This is a genomic window from Sphingobium lignivorans, assembly GCF_014203955.1.
In the GTDB taxonomy this organism is placed as follows: domain Bacteria; phylum Pseudomonadota; class Alphaproteobacteria; order Sphingomonadales; family Sphingomonadaceae; genus Sphingobium; species Sphingobium lignivorans.
The window spans coordinates 175156-195362 of sequence record NZ_JACHKA010000001.1; the positions used below are offsets into that span (position 1 = coordinate 175156).

At 65.6% G+C, this 20207-nt stretch carries 17 protein-coding genes and 1 pseudogene; 7 read left to right on the plus strand and 11 right to left on the minus strand.

All coding sequences use genetic code 11. The features are described 5' to 3' along the window. Together HNP60_RS19795 and HNP60_RS00825 are read right to left on the minus strand one after the other, a co-directional pair. On the minus strand, nt 1-642 hold the full coding sequence (locus HNP60_RS19795) for a PEPxxWA-CTERM sorting domain-containing protein (protein WP_338056678.1): 642 nt from the start codon (nt 640-642) through the stop codon (nt 1-3). 186 nt (nt 643-828) lie between these two features. Then, nucleotides 829-2700 (minus strand): ABCB family ABC transporter ATP-binding protein/permease, encoded by a 1872-nt coding sequence (locus HNP60_RS00825; protein WP_184149025.1) that lies wholly within the window; start codon nt 2698-2700, stop codon nt 829-831. 772 nt (nt 2701-3472) lie between these two features. Between HNP60_RS00825 and HNP60_RS00830 the strand changes: the two genes are divergently transcribed. Further along, a complete protein-coding gene (locus tag HNP60_RS00830; protein WP_184149029.1) occupies nt 3473-3781 on the plus strand; it encodes a hypothetical protein in 309 nt (102 codons plus the stop codon). Between the two features lie 48 nt (nt 3782-3829). Next, a pseudogene (locus HNP60_RS00835) lies at nt 3830-4425 on the plus strand (IS5 family transposase). Here the strand turns inward: HNP60_RS00835 and HNP60_RS00840 are convergent. The 7 genes from HNP60_RS00840 to metX form a co-directional block, all read right to left on the minus strand. Further along, on the minus strand, nt 4422-5351 hold the full coding sequence (locus HNP60_RS00840; RefSeq protein WP_184149032.1) for a dioxygenase family protein: 930 nt from the start codon (nt 5349-5351) through the stop codon (nt 4422-4424). The pseudogene HNP60_RS00835 and the gene HNP60_RS00840 sit on opposite strands and share 4 nt — an antisense overlap. Nucleotides 5352-5431: 80 nt before the next feature. Beyond that, nucleotides 5432-6367 (minus strand): glutaminase, encoded by a 936-nt coding sequence (locus HNP60_RS00845; protein WP_184149034.1) that lies wholly within the window; start codon nt 6365-6367, stop codon nt 5432-5434. A 10-nt stretch (nt 6368-6377) separates the two neighbouring features. Further along, the gene (locus HNP60_RS00850) at nt 6378-7688 is read right to left on the minus strand and encodes a dicarboxylate/amino acid:cation symporter (protein WP_184051613.1); all 1311 of its coding nucleotides are present in this window, start codon (nt 7686-7688) and stop codon (nt 6378-6380) included. Between the two features lie 64 nt (nt 7689-7752). Beyond that, entirely contained in the window at nt 7753-9003 is a 1251-nt protein-coding gene (locus HNP60_RS00855; RefSeq protein WP_184051611.1) for a multidrug effflux MFS transporter, read from the minus strand. 116 nt (nt 9004-9119) lie between these two features. Further along, nucleotides 9120-9713 (minus strand): methionine biosynthesis protein MetW, encoded by a 594-nt coding sequence (gene metW, locus HNP60_RS00860; RefSeq protein WP_184149037.1) that lies wholly within the window; start codon nt 9711-9713, stop codon nt 9120-9122. After that, complete coding sequence (locus tag HNP60_RS00865; RefSeq protein WP_184149041.1) at nt 9710-10171, minus strand: GNAT family N-acetyltransferase; 462 nt, start codon at nt 10169-10171, stop codon at nt 9710-9712. Before HNP60_RS00865 ends, metW begins: the two co-directional genes overlap by 4 nt. Beyond that, nucleotides 10168-11313, minus strand: coding sequence for a homoserine O-acetyltransferase MetX (gene metX / locus HNP60_RS00870; protein WP_184149045.1), 1146 nt, complete (start codon nt 11311-11313; stop codon nt 10168-10170). Before metX ends, HNP60_RS00865 begins: the two co-directional genes overlap by 4 nt. 164 nt (nt 11314-11477) lie before the next feature. On the opposite strand from metX, the gene hisC reads away from it, so the two are divergent. From hisC to HNP60_RS00885, 3 genes are all read left to right on the plus strand, one after another. After that, on the plus strand, nt 11478-12605 hold the full coding sequence (gene hisC / locus HNP60_RS00875) for a histidinol-phosphate transaminase (RefSeq protein ID WP_184149048.1): 1128 nt from the start codon (nt 11478-11480) through the stop codon (nt 12603-12605). Next, the gene (locus HNP60_RS00880; RefSeq protein WP_184149051.1) at nt 12602-13510 is read left to right on the plus strand and encodes a prephenate/arogenate dehydrogenase family protein; all 909 of its coding nucleotides are present in this window, start codon (nt 12602-12604) and stop codon (nt 13508-13510) included. The genes hisC and HNP60_RS00880 overlap by 4 nt, the downstream gene beginning before the upstream one ends. An 81-nt stretch (nt 13511-13591) precedes the next feature. Continuing rightward, nucleotides 13592-14269 carry a hypothetical protein gene (locus HNP60_RS00885; protein WP_184149054.1) on the plus strand — a complete coding sequence of 226 codons (678 nt, stop codon included), beginning with the start codon at nt 13592-13594 and terminating at the stop codon, nt 14267-14269. Nucleotides 14270-14296: 27 nt separating this feature from the next. Here the strand turns inward: HNP60_RS00885 and rnr are convergent, their stop codons facing one another. Then, on the minus strand, nt 14297-16651 hold the full coding sequence (rnr, locus tag HNP60_RS00890) for a ribonuclease R (RefSeq protein WP_184149056.1): 2355 nt from the start codon (nt 16649-16651) through the stop codon (nt 14297-14299). 196 nt (nt 16652-16847) lie between these two features. Between rnr and HNP60_RS00895 the strand changes: the two genes are divergently transcribed. After that, on the plus strand, nt 16848-18113 hold the full coding sequence (locus tag HNP60_RS00895; protein ID WP_260394590.1) for a mechanosensitive ion channel family protein: 1266 nt from the start codon (nt 16848-16850) through the stop codon (nt 18111-18113). 161 nt (nt 18114-18274) lie between these two features. After that, nucleotides 18275-18991, plus strand: a complete 717-nt coding sequence (locus HNP60_RS20115) for a methyl-accepting chemotaxis protein (protein WP_184149062.1) — start codon at nt 18275-18277, stop codon at nt 18989-18991. Between the two features lie 111 nt (nt 18992-19102). On the opposite strand, the gene dapD is transcribed toward HNP60_RS20115, so the two are convergent. After that, nucleotides 19103-19945 carry a 2,3,4,5-tetrahydropyridine-2,6-dicarboxylate N-succinyltransferase gene (gene dapD / locus HNP60_RS00905; protein ID WP_184149065.1) on the minus strand — a complete coding sequence of 281 codons (843 nt, stop codon included), beginning with the start codon at nt 19943-19945 and terminating at the stop codon, nt 19103-19105. Nucleotides 19946-20207: the final 262 nt, after the last annotated feature.

Below are 20207 nucleotides of genomic sequence, written 5' to 3' on the forward strand. Positions count from 1 at the left end.
TCAGCCGAAGCTCACGGTCAGCTTGCGACGCCGCAGCGCTGCGCCGGCAAGCCCCATGCCGGCGATCATCATGGCCCAGGTCGCGGATTCGGGCACCGGCGAAACAGTCACTTGTGTGGCCGTGAAGGTGATCCGGTTTTGCCCATCGGAGGTCAGCCAGTCGACCCCTCCATAAGGCAGGCCATAGGCCAGGACAGCGGACGGCTTGTTCGGCAGCGTGAAGCCCTGGCTGGCGGTCGCGCTGTTATCCTGCCAGTTGAGGAAGAGATCGTGGAAGGCCATGCCGTTCACGTCGGCGGCATTTGCCTCATAGTCGTCGATCAGGAAACGGTCCATCGCGCCGCCGAATTCGTCGTCGGTCACGAAAGCGCGCGCGCTGTTGCTGAACGTCGCCGTATAGCCGCTGACGCTGATAAAGCCGCCGACGACAGCGTTCGAAAACAAATAGGTGTCCGGATAGAATTCGGAGCCCATTACGCTTGTGTCCAGCAGCAATCGCGCTGTCACTTCATCACCAAGCGAGAAACGCGATTCGACCGACTCGGATACCTGGTAAAGATTGCCGGTGATATCGATCTTGATAATCGCAGCCTGCGCTGGAATGGCTGAGGTCATCAACAACAATGCCATGAATTTCTTCACTTTTACCTCCCACATCGTAAAGTGAATGCCTTATTGATGGCAGAACTGACAATGGGAGTCCAGTTTCCGCTTAAACCGGCCATGACGAAATTGGGACAGTTCTCGGTGTGCGAAGAATAAGTGTCGGAAAAGACCTGCTGATCGGGCTATTCGTTCAAGTATGAAGGGGAAGGTGGCACACCACCGTCATTCCGCCGCATCCTCCAGCCGCCCGCTCCGCCGCACGGCGATCTCGCCCGCTTCCGGGTTCATTCGTTCAGCTGCCTGTCGTGCCCACATCTGGGCGTAGATCCCGCCGCTGGCGAGCAGGGATGCATGCGTCCCCTGTTCGGCAATGCGGCCATCCTCCAGCACGATGATGTTGTCCGCGTGGACGATCGTCGAGAGTCGGTGCGCGACGATGATGGTGGTGCGGCGCGCCGAGACGTCCTCCAGCACGCCCTGGATCGCGGCTTCGGTGCGGCTGTCCAGCGCACTCGTCGCTTCGTCGAGGATCAGGATCGGCGGGTCCTTCACCAGCGTCCGGGCGATGGCCACGCGCTGCTTCTCACCGCCGGAAAGCTTGAGACCCCGCTCGCCCACCCGCGTGTCGTAGCCGAGCGGCTGCGTCTCGATGAAGCGGTCGATCGCTGCGCCCCGGGCTGCGGCCTCGATGTCCGCCTGCGTCGCATCATCCCGGCCATAGCCGATGTTGAAGCCGATCGTGTCGTTGAACAGCACCATGTCCTGCGGGACGATGCCGATGGCGCGCCGCAGCGAGGTCTGCCGGACTTGCGCGATGTCCTGCCCGTCGATGAGGATGCGGCCGCCCTGGATGTCGTAGAAGCGGAACAGCAGCCGGGCGATGGTCGACTTGCCCGCGCCGCTGTGCCCGACGATGGCCAGTGTCGAGCCCGGCGGCACGGTGAAGGAGACGTCCTTGAGGATGGTCCGCTCCGGCTCGTACCCGAAGACGACATGCTCGAACCGCACTTCGCCGGCGCGGATCTCCAGCGGCGGGGCGTCCGGCCGGTCGCGGATCTCGGCATCGGTGTCGATCAGGCGGAACATGGCTTCCATGTCGATGAGGCCCTGCCGGATCGTGCGATACACCATGCCCAGCAGGTCGAGCGGGCGGAAGAGCTGCATCAGCAAGGCATTGACCAGCACCACGTCGCCGGGCGTGAAGCGCCCCTGGCTCCAGCCCCACACGGTGAAGGCCATCGCACCGCCCATCATGAGGTTCGTGATGAGGGCCTGCCCGATATTGAGGAAGGCGAGGCTGTTGTTGCTCTTGGTCGCGGCGTCCATGTAGCGCCGCTGCGCCTGGCTGTAGCGCGCCGCCTCGCGCTCCTCGGCGCTGAAATATTTCACCGTCTCGAAGTTGAGCAGGCTGTCGACCGCATGGGCGGTGGCGCCGGTGTCGAGGTCGACCATCTCCCGGCGCAGATTATTGCGCCATTCCGTCACCTTCTGCGTGAAGCCGATATAGGCCGCGATCATCACCAGCGTCGCGGCGACGAGGCCGAAGCCGAACTTGATCTGGAAGATCACGCAGACGGCCACCAGCTCGATCGCGGTGGGGCCGATGTTGAAGATCAGGAAGTGGAGCATCGTCTCGATCGACGACGTGCCCCGCTCGATGACGCGCGTGACGCCGCCGGTCTTGCGGTTGAGGTGAAAGCGCAGCGAGAGATTGTGCAGGTGGCGCAATGTCTGTTCGGCGATCAGCCGCTGCGCGTTGCGCCCCACCCGCTCAAAGGCGACATTGCGCAGATTGTCCGAGAGCACGCCGCCGAACCGCGCGCCGGCATAGGCAAGCACCAGCGCGATGGCGAGGGCCACGCCGCTCTCCATGCCCGGCCCCATATTGTCGATCACGCCCTTGTAGGCGAAGGGCATCACCAGCGTGATCGCCTTGCCGGCCAGCACCAGCAGCAGCGCCAGGAGGATGCGCGCTTTCAGGCGCGGCTCGCCGGCGGGCCAGAGATAGGGCAGGAAGCGCCGTAGCGTCACCCATGCCGATGGCGTGGTGGTCCCCTCGCCACCGGCAATCCCGTCTGCCTGCTTCATCGCCATCCGGCCCCACCTAGGCGCGGCCGGGGCGAATGCCAATAGGGTCGGCCGGCGGGGAAACGGAATGGGGGTTGGACCGGCTGATTCACAGAGCCGGGGCGGGAGCGGCGCCCCATCAGGATGGGAAGGGGAGCGACGGCCGGCGCGTGAGCTCCACGAGGGGTCGGGAGGCCGTCCAACATTGCGCAGCGGTCTGGAAGTTCACAAAGATGATGATACGTCCGTCTCATCTTCCGCTTCCGTGACCTTCGCGGCACGTTCGATGCGAGGGACGCCAGAGCCCATCCCGGCAAGTCTGTGCGGCCAGACCGGATGAAAATGCTTCCAGTGAGAAAGAGCCATGCCTTGCCTGCCCTGCTTTCAGGAGGAGGTTTCACCATGGCTGCCATGGTGGAGGGGGTGTAGGACAGGGGAAAAGCGAGACGGTTCGGGAAAGGGGGGAACTACTCCCCGCGCCAGCTCGTCCGCGTGTGCCAGGACTGGTCGATCGAGCCGTGGCTGCGGGGACGAATGCCGAGGCCATGGCGGCGCGCTCTATCCCGTCATGAACGACGTCCTCCCGGACTCGATCCGGGATCCCGCTTCTTCCGGTTTCTCAAACCGGCTCGACCCGTGATCCTCGAGGCAGCTGGATCCCGGATCAAGTCCGGGAGGACGAACAAAAAGGGCTGAAAAGCCTGCTTCTGGCTCCCTCAAAGTCCGCGGATGTGTCCACGCAACTAGGCCGTGAACTCATAAACGATGGAATGCGGGTCGCCCCGTGATATGATGGAATATGGATTTTTCCTTCATCCTAGTCATCGGCCTAAGCGCGATCCTGGCCTCTGCCTCGATGATTTTCGCTGAAGTGACGTCGCGGCGCGTTTCAATCTTCCGGCTACCCTTCTTTGCGGCCTACCTTCTCGGCCTAGTTTTGATGCAGCCTTGGCGCGTCACGTCTGCCGAAGAGGCCGGGATGTCCGCAATGATGCTGGTCTTTATGGCTTTATGGGTTGCAATAGGATGGATCATAGGAGCGATCCCGACCGCTCTGATTTTGTCGATTGTCAGGTGGGTGTCTGCAACCATGAGAAGACGCGCCTAAGGTTCTTCGCGGCTTTCATTTTTCATCGGCTTCTAATTCAGGCTCAGCATGAGCCGATATGATCTTACCGACTTCGAGTGGCGCGTGATCGAACCGCTTCTGCCCAACAAGCCGCGAGGCGTGCCGCGCGTCGATGATCGCCGTGTGCTCAACGGTATATTCTGGGTGCTGCGCTCTGGTGCACCGTAGCGCGATCTGCCCGAACGCTATGGCCCGCGAACGACCTGCTACAACCGCTTCGTGCGATGGCGAACGGCGGGCGTCTGGGATCGGATGATGGATGCCATCACCGCCGCGCACGATGGCGACATCCAGATGATCGACAGTACCCCTGTTCGCGCTCACCAACAGGCCGCGACGGCAAAAAAGGGGGATCGAGATCATTGTCTCGGTCGCTCCAGAGATGGGCCACGACCAAAATCCACGTGGTCGTCGATGCGCAAGGACTCCCGATCCGGCTCAGGAAACCCTGCTTCAGCAAGCGGCTCTATCGCGAGCGCAACCTGATCGAGCGGTTCTTCTCCAAGCTGAAGCACTTCCGCCGCGTCGCTACCCGTTATGACAAGCTGGCAAGCAACTTCCTCGCCATGGTCCAACTCGCTTCAATGCGGCTGTGGCTCCGAGCTTATGAGTCTACGGCCTAGATCGGCACATTCTCGTCAACGACGATCGTGACCTCCGCCGTATAGCCTGCCGAGGCACTTCCGGTGGCGACGAGGGTGCGCGCGTTGTTCTGAGCGGTCGTGTTGTTCCCGAAGACATTATCGTTGGCGACGGTGACGCCGGCGAAATTGGTCGCGGAACCCGGATAGGTGGCGGTGTCCGCATAGGCGGCCGTGCACATCGCCGCCGGCAGGATGAGCTGGGTGACGAAACGGGCATTGCTGCCGATCGTCGCATTGGCCAGGCTCGAGAAGATCTCGACATAGATGTGGGGATAGCGCCCCGCGATGCAGCCGGGCACGATGGTCGTGAATGTCACCTTGCCATCCGCGCCGGTCTGCTGGACCCCGCGCAGATAGGATTCGGTCGGGATCGGCTGATAGAGCGAGAAGCGGCCCTGCGCATCGGCATGCCAGATGTAGACCGCATAGTTGGCGAGGGGGCCGCACTGGGTCCGGACATTGGCAAGCGTGATGGTGAGCGACAGTCGTACGCCAGCGGCCGTTGTCGTGGAAGTGCCCAGGAAGCTGGTGCGGATGTCGCTGCGGACAACCCCCGTCTGCGAGAGAATGTTGTTGGTGATGCCGTTGCTGGCCGTGGTGCCGTCAGCCGGATAATCGCCTTTCGATTCCTCAGGCGTGACCTCGCACGTCACCGGCGGTGCGGTGGGCGTGGGGCTTGGGGTCGGCGAGGGGCTCGGCGTGGGCGAGGGCGTCGGTGTCGGGGGAATGACCGTGTCGCCACCCCCGTCCGAATCCGAGCCGCACGCCGTGAGCAGCGCGAAGGTTCCCGCGCCCGCAAGCCAGCCGACGACGCGCCGCCGGCCGATGGAGGACCATTGTTGTTCTGGTATTTGACCATGATCCTCGACGTTGCGGTTTTCGGACACGCGATCGGACATGGTCATGGCATCTCTCCCACTCTGCCTCCACGGGCTCTCCAACGCCGAACGCGGCAAAACGTTCCCGTGCATCGTTGAGGCGGGGATCAGGCCCGTGCCCTGAATATGCTCCAGCCAGTCGCTTCGGCCAGTCTTTCGAGCGCCAGCGTGCCCAGTTGGGAGTTTCCACTCGCGTTCAGTCCGGGCGACCAGACGGCGATGCTCGCCTTGCCCGGCACCACCGCGAGGATGCCCCCTCCGACGCCGGATTTGCCGGGCATGCCGATGCGGAAGGCGAAGTCTCCGCTGGCGTCATAATGGCCGCAAGTGAGCATGAGGGCATTGATGCGCCGCGCGCGCCGCGGGGAGATCACGCGGCCGGCGCCGGGCTGCATGCCGTCCAGCATCAGGAAGCGGCCCGCCATGGCGAGCTGGAGGCAACTCATCGCGATGGCGCACTGATGGAAGTAGCAGCCCAGCACCAGCTCGACGGAATGATGGATATTGCCGAAGGCGCGCATGTAATTGGCGAGGGCGATGTTGCGATAGCCTGTCTCGGCTTCCCCGCGCGCGATGGCCTCATCCACCACGATCGTCTCGTCATCCGCGAGGAAGCGCACGAAGCGCAGCAGCTCACCGATCGACTCGCGCGGCATGTGCCCGGAGAGATTGACGTCCGCGACGACGATCGCCCCGGCATTGATGAAGGGGTTGCGCGGAATGCCGTGCTCGGCCTCGAGCTGGACAATCGAATTGAAGGCATTGCCCGAGGGCTCCCGGCCGACCCGGCGCCAGAGCTGGTCGCCGATCTTGCCGAGCGCCATGGTGAGCGCGAACACCTTGGAGATGGACTGGATGGAGAAGGGCATTTCCGCGTCGCCGCCCATCGCGGTCGCGCCATCGGCCGTGACGACGGCCATGCCGAACCGGTCGGTAGATAAGGCCGCAAGGCCGGGAATGTAGCGGGCCGGTGCGCCTCGCTCCGTCTCGGCCGCCATGGCGGCGACGATCTCGTCGACTATGGCCTGCAGATTTGGCGTCATCCCGGCGTCGTCAGGCCATGTCCGGATCGGGAACCCGGTCCCGGCTGAGGCTTGATATGACCTGCGCGGCGACCAGATCGCCGATCACGTTCAGTGTCGTGCGACACATGTCGAGGAAGCGATCGATGCCCAGGACGAGGCCGATGCCTTCCGGCGGAACGCCCACGGTGCCGAGGATGAGCGCGATCACCGGCAGGGAGCCCGCGGGCACGCCCGCCGTCCCGATCCCGCCCAGGATGCAGACCAGCATCACCACGAACTGCTGCCCGAGCGTGAGATCGATGCCGAAGAACTGGGCGAGGAAGAGGACCGTGACTCCCTCGAACATCGCCGTGCCGTTCTGGTTGGCGGTCGCGCCGATGGTGAGCACGAAGCGGGCGATGGGGCGCGGCAGTCTGAGCTTGTCCTCCGCCACGCGCAGTGCGGTGGGCAGGGTCGCGTTGGAGGAGGAGGTGGCGAAGGCCATCACCATGGCCTCCTGTGTCTCGCGGAAGAAGGCGACGGGACTCTTGCGGGCGATGGTGGAGAGGATCAGCGGAAAGACGCCGAACATCTGCAGGCCGAGCGCCAGCAGCACCACGAAGACATAGGCCGAGAGCCGGATGATGAGATCCCAGCCGAACTGGGCGGCGAGATTGAACATGAAGCAGAAGATCGCGATCGGCGCGAGCTGGATGACGAGGCCGATGAGCCGCATCGACACTTCGAACACGCCGTCGAAGGCGGCCTTGAGTGTCGCGGTCTTGCTGTCGTCCACCAGTAGCAGGCCGATGCCGAAGAAGAGCGCGAAGAACATGACAGCCAGAATGTCGTTGCTGCTCATCGCGGCCACGAAGTTCGTCGGAACGATGGCGAGAAGCGCGTCAACGCCGCTCTTTGCTTCGCCCGCTCCCTTCAGGATCGAGGATGCGCCTTCGGAGGAGGCGGCGATCAGCCCGTTCGCCACCTCGGGATCCACGCCCGCGCCGGGCCGCAGCAGATTCACCAGGAGAAGGCTGATCGCCACGGCGATGGCCGAGACGATGACGGTGTAGATCAACGTGCGCAGGCCGATGGAGCCGAGCCGCTTCGCCTCGCCCATTTCGGCGACGCCCACGATCAGCGCGGATACCAGAAGCGGTATGACCAGCATGAACAGCAGCCGCAGGAAGATCTGCCCGAGCGGCTGCGTGACATAGCCGATGACGACATCGACCCAGGGCGCACCGGCGGCGAAGCTGTGGACGATCAGACCGAGCACCAGCCCCGCCAGGAAGCCTCCAAGCATCCGGTATTGCAGGCGACTTTCACCGCTTTCCGACGCCGCGCCGGTTGCATTCATGGCGATTGCTCCCTTGCTCGCTCCCATCACCTAACAGTGGCGGGGCGGGGGCGCAAATCCGGCCTCAGATGTTGGGCTGCTTGGGTCGCAGCATGGCCCGGCGCGGGCGGGTGAACAGCTTGCCGTGCTCGGCCCACAGGATGAAGCCCAGGCCGATCAGGCCGGTGAGGAAGAAGCCCTCCGCCAGCGGCTGGGTCGTCCCGTCGAACCGCTGGCCGGTGAGCGCGCCGATGAGCGTCGCCACGGCCATGCGCGCGAAGCTCTGGAAGCTCGCGGCCGCTCCGGCGATATGGCCGAAGGGCTCCATCGCGATCGAGCCGAAATTGGAACCGGTGAAGCCGACCATGCCCATGTTGAGAGCGATGAGGGCGAGGAACAGCAGCATCGGCTCGGGATGCAGCTGGCTGGCCCCGAGCTGCGCCAGGCTCAGCACGATGAAGGCGATCAGGGCCGTATGCGAAACGCGGCGGGCCCCGAACCGCTCGACGATCCGGCTGTTGGAGAAGTTGGCGATCGCCATCGATCCCGCGACGCAGGCGAAGGCGAGCGGAAAGATGTCCGCCGCATCGAACACGTCGAAGAAGATCTGCTGGGCGCTGTTGAGGAAGCCGAACATCCCGCCCATCATGATGCCGGCGCCGAGCATGTAGCCCAGGCCCTGCCGGTCCGTGACGACGGACAGCCAGTTCCGCGCGATGACCGTGGGCGCGATGGGCTGGCGATAATCCGGATCGAGCGTCTCGGGCAGGCGGAACCAGGCCCAGACCAGCACGCCCGCGGCGCTGACCGCGAGCACGTGGAAAATCTCCCGCCAGCTCGCCACGATCAACACGAGCTGGCCGATGGATGGCGCGAGTACCGGCACCAGCAGGAAGATGATGATGATGAGGCTCATCACGCGGGCCATGCGGTCGCCTTCATAGCGGTCGCGGATCACGGACACGGCGAGCACGCCGAGGCCGGCGGCGAAGAAGCCGTGGATCGCCCGCATGGTGAGCAGCGCTTCGTAAGTGGGTGCGACCGCGCTGGCGAGGCCGCCGAGCGCCGAGCATGTGATGCTGACCAGCAGCATGGGCCGGCGCCCGAAGCGATCGGACATGGGCCCCGCGACCAGCGAACCCACCGCATTCGCCAGCATATATGACGTGATCATATACTGCAGCGAATTGGGATCGGCCACGCCCAGCGATGCGCGGATCGCGGGGAAAGCGGGCAGCATCGCATCGATCGCCAGCGCATTGAGCGCCATGATCGACGCCATGAGCGCCACGAATTCGCGATCGTGCATCGGAAAGGGCTTCGCCTGCGTGGCCATGGCTCCTGCTCTTCATGGTGGTCGGTCGGATGCCTATGCACAGGCCGGCGGTGCTTGGCCAGCCCCGCGGCGCGCTTTCATCGCATGGATGCGGCGGCCGGCAAGCCGGCGGCGATTCATCCCCTCAGCAGGAAGACCGCATGTTCGGCGAACAGATTGGCATTGGCGGAGCCGGTTTCCCGGCCGTCGTTGAGGAACCATTGCCCGTCGATGGTCCAGCCGCGCTCGCGCACCATCGCCCGGAAATCGTCGATCGTCACATGGTGGATGTTGGGCGTGTCGTACCAGCGGTCCGGCAGCAGCCGCGTGACGGGCATGCGGCCGCCGAACAGCAGCGAGAGCCGCCCGCGCCAGTGCGCGAAATTGGGGAAGGACACGAACGCCTGCTTGCCAATGCGCAGCAGGGACTCGACCACCTTGTCCGGCCGGCGCGTCGTCTGCAGGGTCTGGCTGAGGATCGCGAAATCGAAGCTGCGATCGGGATAATAGCGAAGATCAGTATCGGCATCGCCCTGCACCACGGCAAGCCCGCGCGCCACGGCGGCAGCCACGTTGGCGGGGTCCAGCTCCAGCCCGCGCACATCCGCCCCGGCCGTGTCGCGCAGCGCCGCCATCAGCGCGCCGTCGCCGCAGCCCACGTCCAGCACGCGCGCGCCGGGCGTCACATGGCGCGCGATCAGCGCCAGGTCGGGGCGCAGGACTTCGCTCATGCCGGGGCGTCCCCGCCGCCATTGAGCAGGGCGTCGAACGCGGGGTCGAGACGCTCCATGTAGCGATCCGGCTTCTTCAGCGCGCGGAAGCCGAGCGCGGCATAGACGCCATGGGCATCGAGCGTGGTGAGGCCGATGCGGCGCATCCCCTGGAAATCGGGATGATCGAGAAACCACTGCACCATCCGGCGCCCGAGCCCCGCCCCGCGCGCGGCCTCGTCGATCCACACGTCGCTCAGCCAGCCGAACGTCGCATGGTCGGTGATCATCCGCGCGAAGCCGATCTGGATGCCGTCCCGATAGGCGCCGAGGCAATGCGATCCGTCGATCGCCCGGTCCACGAGCGCGCGCGCGATGCCGGGCGACCAGTAGCTCGAGGCCAGCCAGCCATGGATGCGCGCGCGATCCAGCCGCGCGGGATCGTCGCTCAACTCGATTGCGTCCTGCGCCTCGTTCACGCGCCCGCCCTCAGGAAGCCGTCCAGCACGCGATTCATCTCCGGCGCTTCCAGCAGGAAGCTGTCATGGCCGAAGGGACTTGAAAGCTCGACGAAGCTCGCCGCGCGGCCGGCGGCATGCAGGGCGTGGACGATGTTGCGCGATTCCGCCGTGGGATAGAGCCAGTCGGTGTCGAAGCTGATGATGCAGAAGCGCGCGTTCGTCCGCGCGAAAGCGCTGGCGAGGCTGCCGCCATGATCCTCTGCCAGATCGAAATAGTCCGTCGCGCGCGTGATGTAGAGATAGCTGTTGGCATCGAACCGCTCGACGAAGCTGATGCCCTGATGCCGCAAATAGCTCTCGATCTGGAAATCGGCATCGAAACCGAAGGTCTTGGCTTCGCGGGCCTGCAGCTTGCGGCCGAACTTCTCGGTCAGCCCCGCCTCGGACAGATACGTGATGTGCGCGGCCATGCGTGCCACCGCCAGGCCGGCCGTCGGCGCGTTGCCGTCCGCATAATAGTCGCCGCCGCGCCAGCGCGGATCGGCCATGATCGCCTGCCGCCCCACTTCGTGAAACGCGATGTTCTGCGCACTGTGCCGGGCCGTGGAGGCAATGACGATGGATGCGCGGACGCGCTCGGGAAAGAGCGTGGGCCACACCAGCGCCTGCATGCCACCCATCGATCCCCCGACGACCGCCGCCAGTTGCGCCACGCCCAGATGATCGAGCAGCATCGCCTGCGCGCGCACCATGTCGGCAATGGTGATAACGGGAAAGCGCATCGCATAAGGCGTGCCCGTGGCGGGATCGACACTGGCCGGCCCCGATGAGCCAAGGCAGCTTCCCAGCACATTGGCGCAGATGATGAAGTGGCGCGCGGGGTCTATCGGCTTGTCCGGGCCGACCGCGCGGGTCCACCAGCCGGGCTTGCCCGTGACGGGGTGCTCGGAGGCGACGAACTGGTCCCCGGTGAGAGCGTGGCAGATCAGGACGGCATTGCTCCGGTCCGCGTTCAGCGTGCCATAGGTCTCATAGGCAATGTCGACGGGCTTCAGCGCGGCGCCGCTGTCGAGCAGCAGGGGGCCCGGCAGGCGCACGGAACGGCGCAAACCATAACGCTGGTCGCCCGGTTGTGTCGCGATCTCGCTGTGCGCGGTCATGACCGGAGCGCTTGAGCCGATGCGCAGGCGTTGTCAATCGGGGCTCCGCCATGCAGGCGCCGTCATGCCCCCCGCCACGACCGGCGGCCCCCGGCGCGCCGCTTCCGATCGGGCACCGATCGCTGCCTTTGCCAATCGCGCCGCGCGGAGCTAAAGGCGCTGCCATGGCAGAGACAGACAGCATTCTCGTGGCGCAGGCGCCCGTCCCCAAGGACTGGATCATGGCGATCGCGCCTTATGTGCCCGGCAAATCGAAGACCGATGATGGGCGGGCCGTGGCCAAGCTGTCGTCCAACGAAAATCCCTTCGGCACGTCGCAGGCCGCGCGGGACGCCTTCATCTCCGCCGCCGAGTGCCTTGAGCGCTACCCCGACGCAGCAGCCGCCGAGCTGCGCGAGGCTCTGGGCGCGCATTACGGCATTGAGCCGGAGCGGATCATCTATGGCACCGGCTCCGACGAAGTGCTTCACCTGGCGGCCGGCGCCTTCGCCGGGCCGGGCGACGAGATCATCTATTCGCGCTTCGGCTTCTCGGTCTATCCGATCGCCACTCGCCGCGTGGGCGCGACACCCGTCGTGGCGCCCGACAAGGAATATGCGACGGATGTGGACGCCATTCTCGCTCGCGTGACCGAGCGCACGCGGCTGGTCTTCATCGCCAACCCGAACAACCCGACCGGCAGCTATTCCACGCGGGAGGACATTGCGCGGCTGCATGCCGGTCTGCCGCGCCATGTGCTGCTCGTGCTCGATCAGGCCTATACCGAATATCTCGGCCCGGATGAGGATGACGGTGGCCTGGAGCTCGCCCGCACGCAGTCCAACGTGCTGGTGACGCGCACCTTCTCGAAGATCTTCGGGCTTGCCGCCGAGCGGATCGGCTGGGGCTATGCCAGCCCGGAGATTATCGCCGCGATGCATCGCATCCGCGCGCCATTCTCCTTCGGCATCGGTGCGCAACGCGCCGCCATCGCCGCTCTCGCGGACAGGGCCTTCGTGGCGCACAGCTACGCCCATAACCGCCACTGGCGCGACTGGTTCGAAAAGGAGATCGCCGCGCTTGGCAACAAGGGGCTGCGCGCCGTCCCCTCGCGCGCCAATTTCAGCCTCGTTTTATTCGAAGGCGAGACCAGCGCCGAGACCGCCTACAAGGGGCTGATGGACGCGGGATATATTGTGCGCTGGCTGCCGGGGCAGGAACTGCCGCATGGCCTGCGCATCACGATCGGCACGGCCGAGCAGATGACGGGCCTCGTGGCCGCCCTGCGCAAGATCGTCGGCGCGGAGGCATGATGCCCTTCACGCGGGTCGCCATCATCGGGCTGGGGCTGATCGGCTCCTCGCTGGCGCGGGGCATTCGCGCGAGCATGCCGACGGTGCGCGTGACCGGCCATGACATGGATCCGGCGGTGCGGGACGCGGCGCGGCGCCTCGACCTGTGCGACGACATGACGGACCATGCGGGCGCGGCGGTGAGCGACGCTGATCTCGTGCTCCTGTGCGTCCCCGTCGGCGCGATCGGCGCGGTGGCGGCGGAGATCGCGCCCGACGTCCCGGCGGATGCCGTGGTGAGCGATGTGGGCTCGTCCAAGGCGGGCGTGCTGGCGGCGATGCAGGCGGCGCTGCCGGGGCGGGCCATCGTTCCCGCTCACCCGGTGGCAGGCACGGAGAACAGCGGGCCGGAGGCTGGTTTCGCAACCTTGTTCAAGGGCCGCTGGTGCATCCTGACCCCGCCCGAGGGCGCCGATCCGCTGGCGGTGGAGCGTGTCGCGGCCTTCTGGCGGCGGCTGGGCGCCGATGTCGAGCTGATGGACGCTGCCCATCATGACCTGGTGCTTGCCGTCACCAGCCATTTGCCGCACCTCATTGCCTATACGATCGTCGGAACCGCCAGTGATCTGGAGGACGTGACACGCAGCGAGGTCATCAAGTTCTCGGCCGGCGGCTTCCGCGACTTCACGCGTATCGCCGCCTCCGATCCGACCATGTGGCGCGACGTGTTCCTCGCCAACAGGGAGGCCGTGCTGGAAATGCTCCAGCGCTTCACCGAGGATCTGACGCAGCTCCAGCGTGCGATCCGCTGGGGCGATGGCGACATGCTGTTCGACCATTTCACCAAGACCCGCGCTGTCCGCCGCTCGATCATCGAGCAGGGGCAGGACGATGCCGCACCGGATTTCGGCCGGCATCACGCATAAGGCGGGTCCGCCCCCATCCGGAACCAAGGCGCGGCTGGCCCGTTAGCGCAGCGATATCGTCATTGCCGAAAAAGGGGACCGATGATGACCGTTTCGTTCGCGGGCGTCGGCGCCATCGTCGCGCCGGCGCTGCTGATGGCCGCGCCCGTCTTCGCGCAGGATACGCCGCCGCGCCTCTCGCTGGGCGTCACCGGCGGCACGCTCGGCATCGGCCCCGAGGCTGGCCTCCGCTTCAATCGCACCGTGGGCGTGCGCGCGAGCGCGGCCTTCCTCGATTTCAGCCATGAATTCGATGTCGACGACATCGATTATGACGGCCGGGTGAAGCTCGAATCCTATGGCGCCATGGTGGACATCTACCCGACCGGGAGCGGCCTGCGCGTCTCGGGCGGCGTGCGTGTCGATCGCAACCGGGTGAACGTGACTGCGGCGCCGACGGGCAATGTGACCGTGGGCGACATTAGCTTCACGCCGGAGCAGATCGGCACCTTGCGGGGCCATGCCGATGCCGACGACGTCGCGCCGCTGGTGACGATCGGCTATGCGGGCGGCCTCACGCGTGGGATCAAGTTCGGCGTCGACGGCGGCGTGATGTTCCATGGCCGGCCGCAAGTGCGGGAGCTGACGGCGGACGGCAGTTTCGCCGCGAATCCGATCTTCCAGGAAGAACTGGCCAAGGAGCGCGTGAAGCTCTCCGACGACGTGGACGGTTACCGCATCTATCCCGTCCTGCAGTTTTCGGTCTTCTACGCTTTCTGAACGCCCGGGCTGGCAAGGCGCCGTTCGTCAGCGCCGCTTGACCGGACCGCGTTTGCCCGACGTATGGCGGATATTGGCGGGCCGCCCCTGCCGGCGGATGGTGCGCGGCCCGCCGGGCGGGCGGCCACTCCGCCGGTCCCGGCCTGTCGGCATATGGCTGGCACCCTCCGGCAACTCGAACCGCAGCGCGCCGTTGATCGGGTCCGACTCGACGAGGCGCAGATCGATGTGGTCGCCAAGTGCATAGCGCTCGCCCGTTTCCTCGCCTTCCAGCGCCTGATGGACTTCGTCATAGCGGAAGCGCTCATGGCCGAGCGTCGAGACCGGGACGAGACCGTCCCCGCCCAGCTCCTTCACCGTGGCGAAGAAACCGAAGCTCTGCACGCCCGTAATGCGGCAGGCCATGATCTCGCCGACATGGCTCGCGAGGAACGCGGCGACATAACGGTCCACGGTCTCGCGCTCGGCCTCCATGGCGCGGCGCTCAAACTGGCTAATCCGCTCGCCGATGGGTGTGAGGTCGGCCGCGTCCTCGGCTGAGAGGCGGGTTTCCCTGACAATCGCGCGATCCTTGGGCGCCGGCAGTTCAAGGCCATACGCGCCGACCAGCGCGCGATGGACGAGAAGGTCCGCATAGCGCCGGATGGGCGAGGTGAAATGCGCATAGCTGCCCAGCGCGAGGCCGAAATGACCGAGCCTCTGGGGGCCGTAATAAGCCTGCGTCTGGCTGCGCAGAATCTGCTCCATGATCTGCGGGCGTGCCGCGGCATCGTCGGGAATACGCTCGATGATGCGGTTGAACGTCTTGGTGGTGATGACCTGTCCCAGCGTCAGGGGGATATCGAACGTGTCGAGATAGTCCTTGAGCGAAGCCAGCTTCTCGCGCGTCGGCGGCTCGTGGACGCGATACATGACCGGAGCCTTTTTCGCTTCCAGGGCCTTGGCCGCGGCCACATTGGCGGTGACCATGTAATCCTCGATCAGCCGGTGCGCATCGAGCCGCTCGCGCACAGCGATGCTGACGATCCGCCCCTCTTCATCGAGCACCACCCGCCGCTCCGGCAGATCGAGGTCCAGCGGCCCGCGCGCATCGCGATCCCGCGCCAGCAGCCGCCAGCAGGCCCAGAGCGGCTTCAGCGCCACCTCGACGAGATCCTCCGGGCCCTCGTTCCATGCGAATGCGGCGGGGGCATCCGGGCGGTCCTTGCCTTCGGCCCTGTCCATGGCGGCCTGCGCCTGCTCATAGGGAATGTTCGCCGCCACGCGAATGAGCGCGCGCGTGAAGCGCCAGGATTGCACCTTGCCGTGACGGTCGATCACCAGATGGCAGGCCATGGCCGCACGATCCTGCTCGGCGCGCAGCGAGCACATGTCCGACGAGAGGGCATGCGGCAGCATGGGCACGACCCGATCGGGGAAGTAGACGCTGTTGCCGCGCTTGCGCGCCTGCCGATCAAGCTGCGAGCCCGGCCGCACATAATAAGAGACGTCCGCGATGGCGACGATAGCCTTGTAGCCGCCCTCATTGGCGGGATCATCGTCCGGCGTGGCCCAGACGGCATCGTCGAAATCGCGTGCGTCCACCGGATCGATGGCGACGATCGGCAGCGCGCGCAGGTCTTCGCGCGCCTCGGCATGGAGCGGCAGGTCATGGACCTTCGCCGCTTCCTCTTCGGCTTCCTCCGGGAAGGCGTCGGGAATGCCATATTTGTGAATGGCGATGAGGCTGAAGGCCCGCGGCTGAAAGGGGTCGCCCAGCACGTCCGTCACGCGCGCGGTGATGCGTGGCGGCCGTCCGGTCTTCTCGGCAAGGACGAGATCCCCCGGCACGGCCTCGCCATGCTCGCTGATCGGCGTCTCGCGGCGGATGCGCTTGTCGACGGGGCGCAGGACCAGCTTGCCGCGCTCGTCCTTCGCCACCACGCCGAGCATCTGCTCGGCCGCACCGGCAAGCTTCTTCATCGGATGGGCGACCCAGCCATGGCCCGCCTGCTCGGTGCGCGCGAGGATGCGATCCCCCACGCCCAGAGCCCCGCGCTTGCCGCGTTCGATGACGCGCAGCTTCGGGATTGGGTGCCCCTCCGCTTCCCAGCGCTCCGGCACCGCGATGACCTGCGCGCCTTCCGTGTCGATGACGCGCAGGACCGTTACCTTGGGCACGCCGCCCATCTGGTGGAACGCGCGGGCCGGGCCGATATCGATCAGCCCCTCGTCCGCCATGTCCTTCAGCAAGGCCTTGAGCGCGATCTTTTCGCTGCCCTTAAGGCCAAAGGCGCGCGCGATTTCCCGCTTGCCGGCCGGCTGGTCCGATGAGGCGATGAAATCCAGGATCTGCTGGCGGGAAGGGAAACCGGCGGGGCGGGGCTTTTGGGGTGATGCCATGGGACCGATATAGAGGCGGCGGCGCCAAGGGCCAATGAAATGCGGGCAGGATGTTACCTGTTCTCGCCCGGACCATGGCCGGACCGCGCGGCCGGACCGGGTTTGACATGGCGGACCCCACAGGGCAGGGTCCGACCCTCCCCATCCCCTTCAGGAGTATTCGCCGGCCTCGCGGCAGGTCGGCCAAATCATGCCCATGATCGATTTCACCATGTCCACCGCTGCTTTTCCCTGGCTCGGCGACGTTCCTCTCTGGACAGAGACGCTGATCGGCCTTGCCCTCCTCGCCGCGGCCTCGTGGCTCGGCAACTTCCTCGTCAAGAAAGTCATCCTCCAGCTCGTGATGCGGGTGCTGCCGCATGACGGACCGACCCCGGTCAATGCGGTTGCGCGGCTGGCCAACATCGTGCCCGCCGTCATCATTTCGCGCGGCATCGCGGCCGTGCCGCATCTTTCCGAGGGGGTGATCGTGGTGACGCGCAATGTCGTCAGCGCGTTCATCATCCTCACGATCGTGCTGGCGCTGAGCACCGCGCTCACCTTCGCGAACGAGCTCTACCAGCGCCGGCCCGATGCGGCGAGCCGGCCGATCAAGGGCTATATCCAGGTCCTCAAGATCGTGCTGTTCGCGGCAGCGGCGATCCTGATGATCGCGGTGCTCATGGAGCAATCGCCCCTGCTGCTGCTCTCGGGACTGGGCGCGATGGCGGCGGTGCTGATGCTGGTGTTCAAGGACACCATCCTCTCGCTCGTCGCTTCGGTGCAGCTCACCTCCAACGACATGCTGCGCGTGGGCGACTGGATCGAGATGCCCCAGCTCAATGCCGACGGCGACGTGATCGACATCGCTCTCCATACGGTGAAGGTGCAGAATTGGGACAAGACGATCACCACCATTCCCACGCACAAGCTCATCGAGCAGAGCTTCAAGAACTGGCGGGGCATGTCCGAATCAGGTGGCCGGCGGATCAAGCGCGCGCTGCTGGTCGACCAGACGAGCGTGCGCTTCCTCACGCACGAGGAGGAAAAGCATCTGCGCCGCTTCGCGCTCATTGATGATTATCTCGACCGCAAGCAGGCCGAGATCGACGCATGGAATGCCACGCGCGTGGTGAAGGAGGGCCGGGATCCCGTCAACAGCCGGCGGATCACCAATATCGGCACGTTCCGGGCCTATGTCTTCGCCTATCTGCGCGCGCATCCCGGCATCACAAACGACATGACGCTGCTGGTCCGCCAGCTCCAGCCGACGGCACAGGGCCTGCCGCTGGAAATATACTGCTTCACCGGCACGACCGCCTGGGCCGTCTATGAGGACATACAGTCCGACATTTTCGACCATCTGCTCGCGGTGATGGGCGAATTCGGGCTGACGGTCTTTCAGGAGCCCAGCGGCGCTGATCTTGGCGCTCTGGCTACCCATCTGGGGAATCGATCACAGGCGACCGCCGGCCGAAGGTGAATTTCATGGTGGGAGGGGGCGGTTTGCCTCTCCCGCCATGGGTCAAGACGGCCCGCTCCACGGCTCGTCGCACAAATGCCCGGACGAGCGTCCCGCGCTACCTTTTCTTTACGGAATTAACCCTATCGCCCGTGGGACTCGTTTGGGAGCCTCCAGCTACAATGGTGCATGATGACGAAATCGCCGGGCGGGCCGAGGCCGTCTGGGCGGCACTGGATCGCTCGCAGGCGATCGTCGAATTCTCGACCGACGGTTTCATCCTCGATGTGAACCAGAACTTCCTGACGATCTTCGATTATGATCGCGCCACGCTCATGGGCGAGCATCATCGTCTGCTGTGCAGTCCCGAGGAAATCGCGACGGACGCCTATCGGGAGTTCTGGCGCCGGCTGGGACGGGGCGACTATCTGTCCGGTCGCTTCCAGCGTCGCGCGAGAGGCGGCCGCATCCGCTGGATTCAGGCGACCTATAATCCCATTCTGGACGGCGCCGGGAAGGTCGCGCGCATCTTCAAGATCGCCAGCGACATCAGCCGGCAAGTCGAGCTTGAGGAGGAAGTGAAGGCCAGTCTCCGGGCGGCCGAACGCTATCAGGCGGAGCTTGCGGACCGGAAGGCCGAGCTGGAGAGCGCGATGGACCGGATCGGCGGGATCGTGACCGCGATCGACAGGATTGCCTCCCAGACCAAGATGCTCGCGGTGAATGCTGCCATTGAAGCATCACGGGCGGGGGAAGCGGGCGTTGGTTTCGCGATCGTGGCCAATGAGGTGAAGAAACTGGCAGGCGATACGCGCAGCGCGACCGAGCAGGCGCGCCTCATGATGACTTCCGCAGGCACCGTGGCCAGTCCCCGGGTGCTTGTTCCGCTGGCGGCCTGAGCCGCTCGGCGCTCAGGAAATGCGGTCCCGACGGAACGAGGGCCGCATCCCCTGTCTGCCTCGCCGCAAGCCTGGCGCCGGATGTCTCCATCCGGCGCGGCTTGAAGCAGTTCAGTCGCGCAGCAGATCGTTGATGCCGGTCTTGGCGCGGGTCTGCGCATCCACGGTCTTGACGATCACGGCGCAGTAAAGGCTGGGGCCGGGCGTGCCGTCCGGCAGCGGCTTGCCGGGCAGGGCACCGGGCACGACCACGGAATAAGGCGGCACTTCGCCGATGAAGACCTTGCCGGTGGCGCGGTCCACGATCTTGGTGGACTGGCCAATGAACACGCCCATGGACAGCACCGATCCCTTGCCCACGCGCACGCCCTCGACCACTTCCGAGCGCGCGCCGATGAAGCAGTCATCCTCGATGATGACCGGGTCCGCCTGCAGGGGCTCCAGCACGCCGCCAATGCCCACACCACCCGAGAGATGGACGTTGCGGCCGATCTGCGCGCAGCTTCCCACCGTCACCCATGTGTCGACCATGGTGCCTTCGCCGACATAAGCGCCGATGTTCACGAAGCTCGGCATCAGGATGACGTTGCGGCCGACATGGCTGCCGGCGCGCACGATGCTGCCCGGAACGGCGCGGAAGCCCGCCGCCCGGAACTCGGCCTCCGTCCAGCCGGCGAACTTGCTGGGCACCTTGTCCCACCAATGGCCGGCGCCGGGACCGTTGTCGATGAGGGCATTGTCGTTGAGGCGGAAGCTGAGCAGCACGGCCTTCTTCAGCCACTGATTGACTTGCCAGCCATCGCCGGCCGGCTCCGCCACGCGTGCTTCACCCGAATCGAGCATGGCCAGCGCGCGGTTCACCGCGAGGCGCACGTCGCCCATGGTCGAAAGGCCGATGTCTGCGCGATCCTCCCACGCGGCATCGATGGTGGCGATCAGGCTTGTGTCGGTCATGGCGTCCTCTTCCGGAATGATAAGGTCGCGCGCCCCTTAAAGTAATTTCGGGCCGGGTGGAAACAACCGAAGACGCGAAGAATGCCGGAAAGCAGAAGCACGGAGCGTCGGGGGTCGGTCAGAGCGCTCGTGCGGCCTCAAGGGCTAGCCGGCTCACCGTGGAGGTAGTGCCGAGCGTCGACAAACCCTGAGAATTCGAACGATTTGCCTCTATCGCCTTCGGCCTGCCCTCGCTATGCCCCTTGAGGAATCGCGCGGCCTC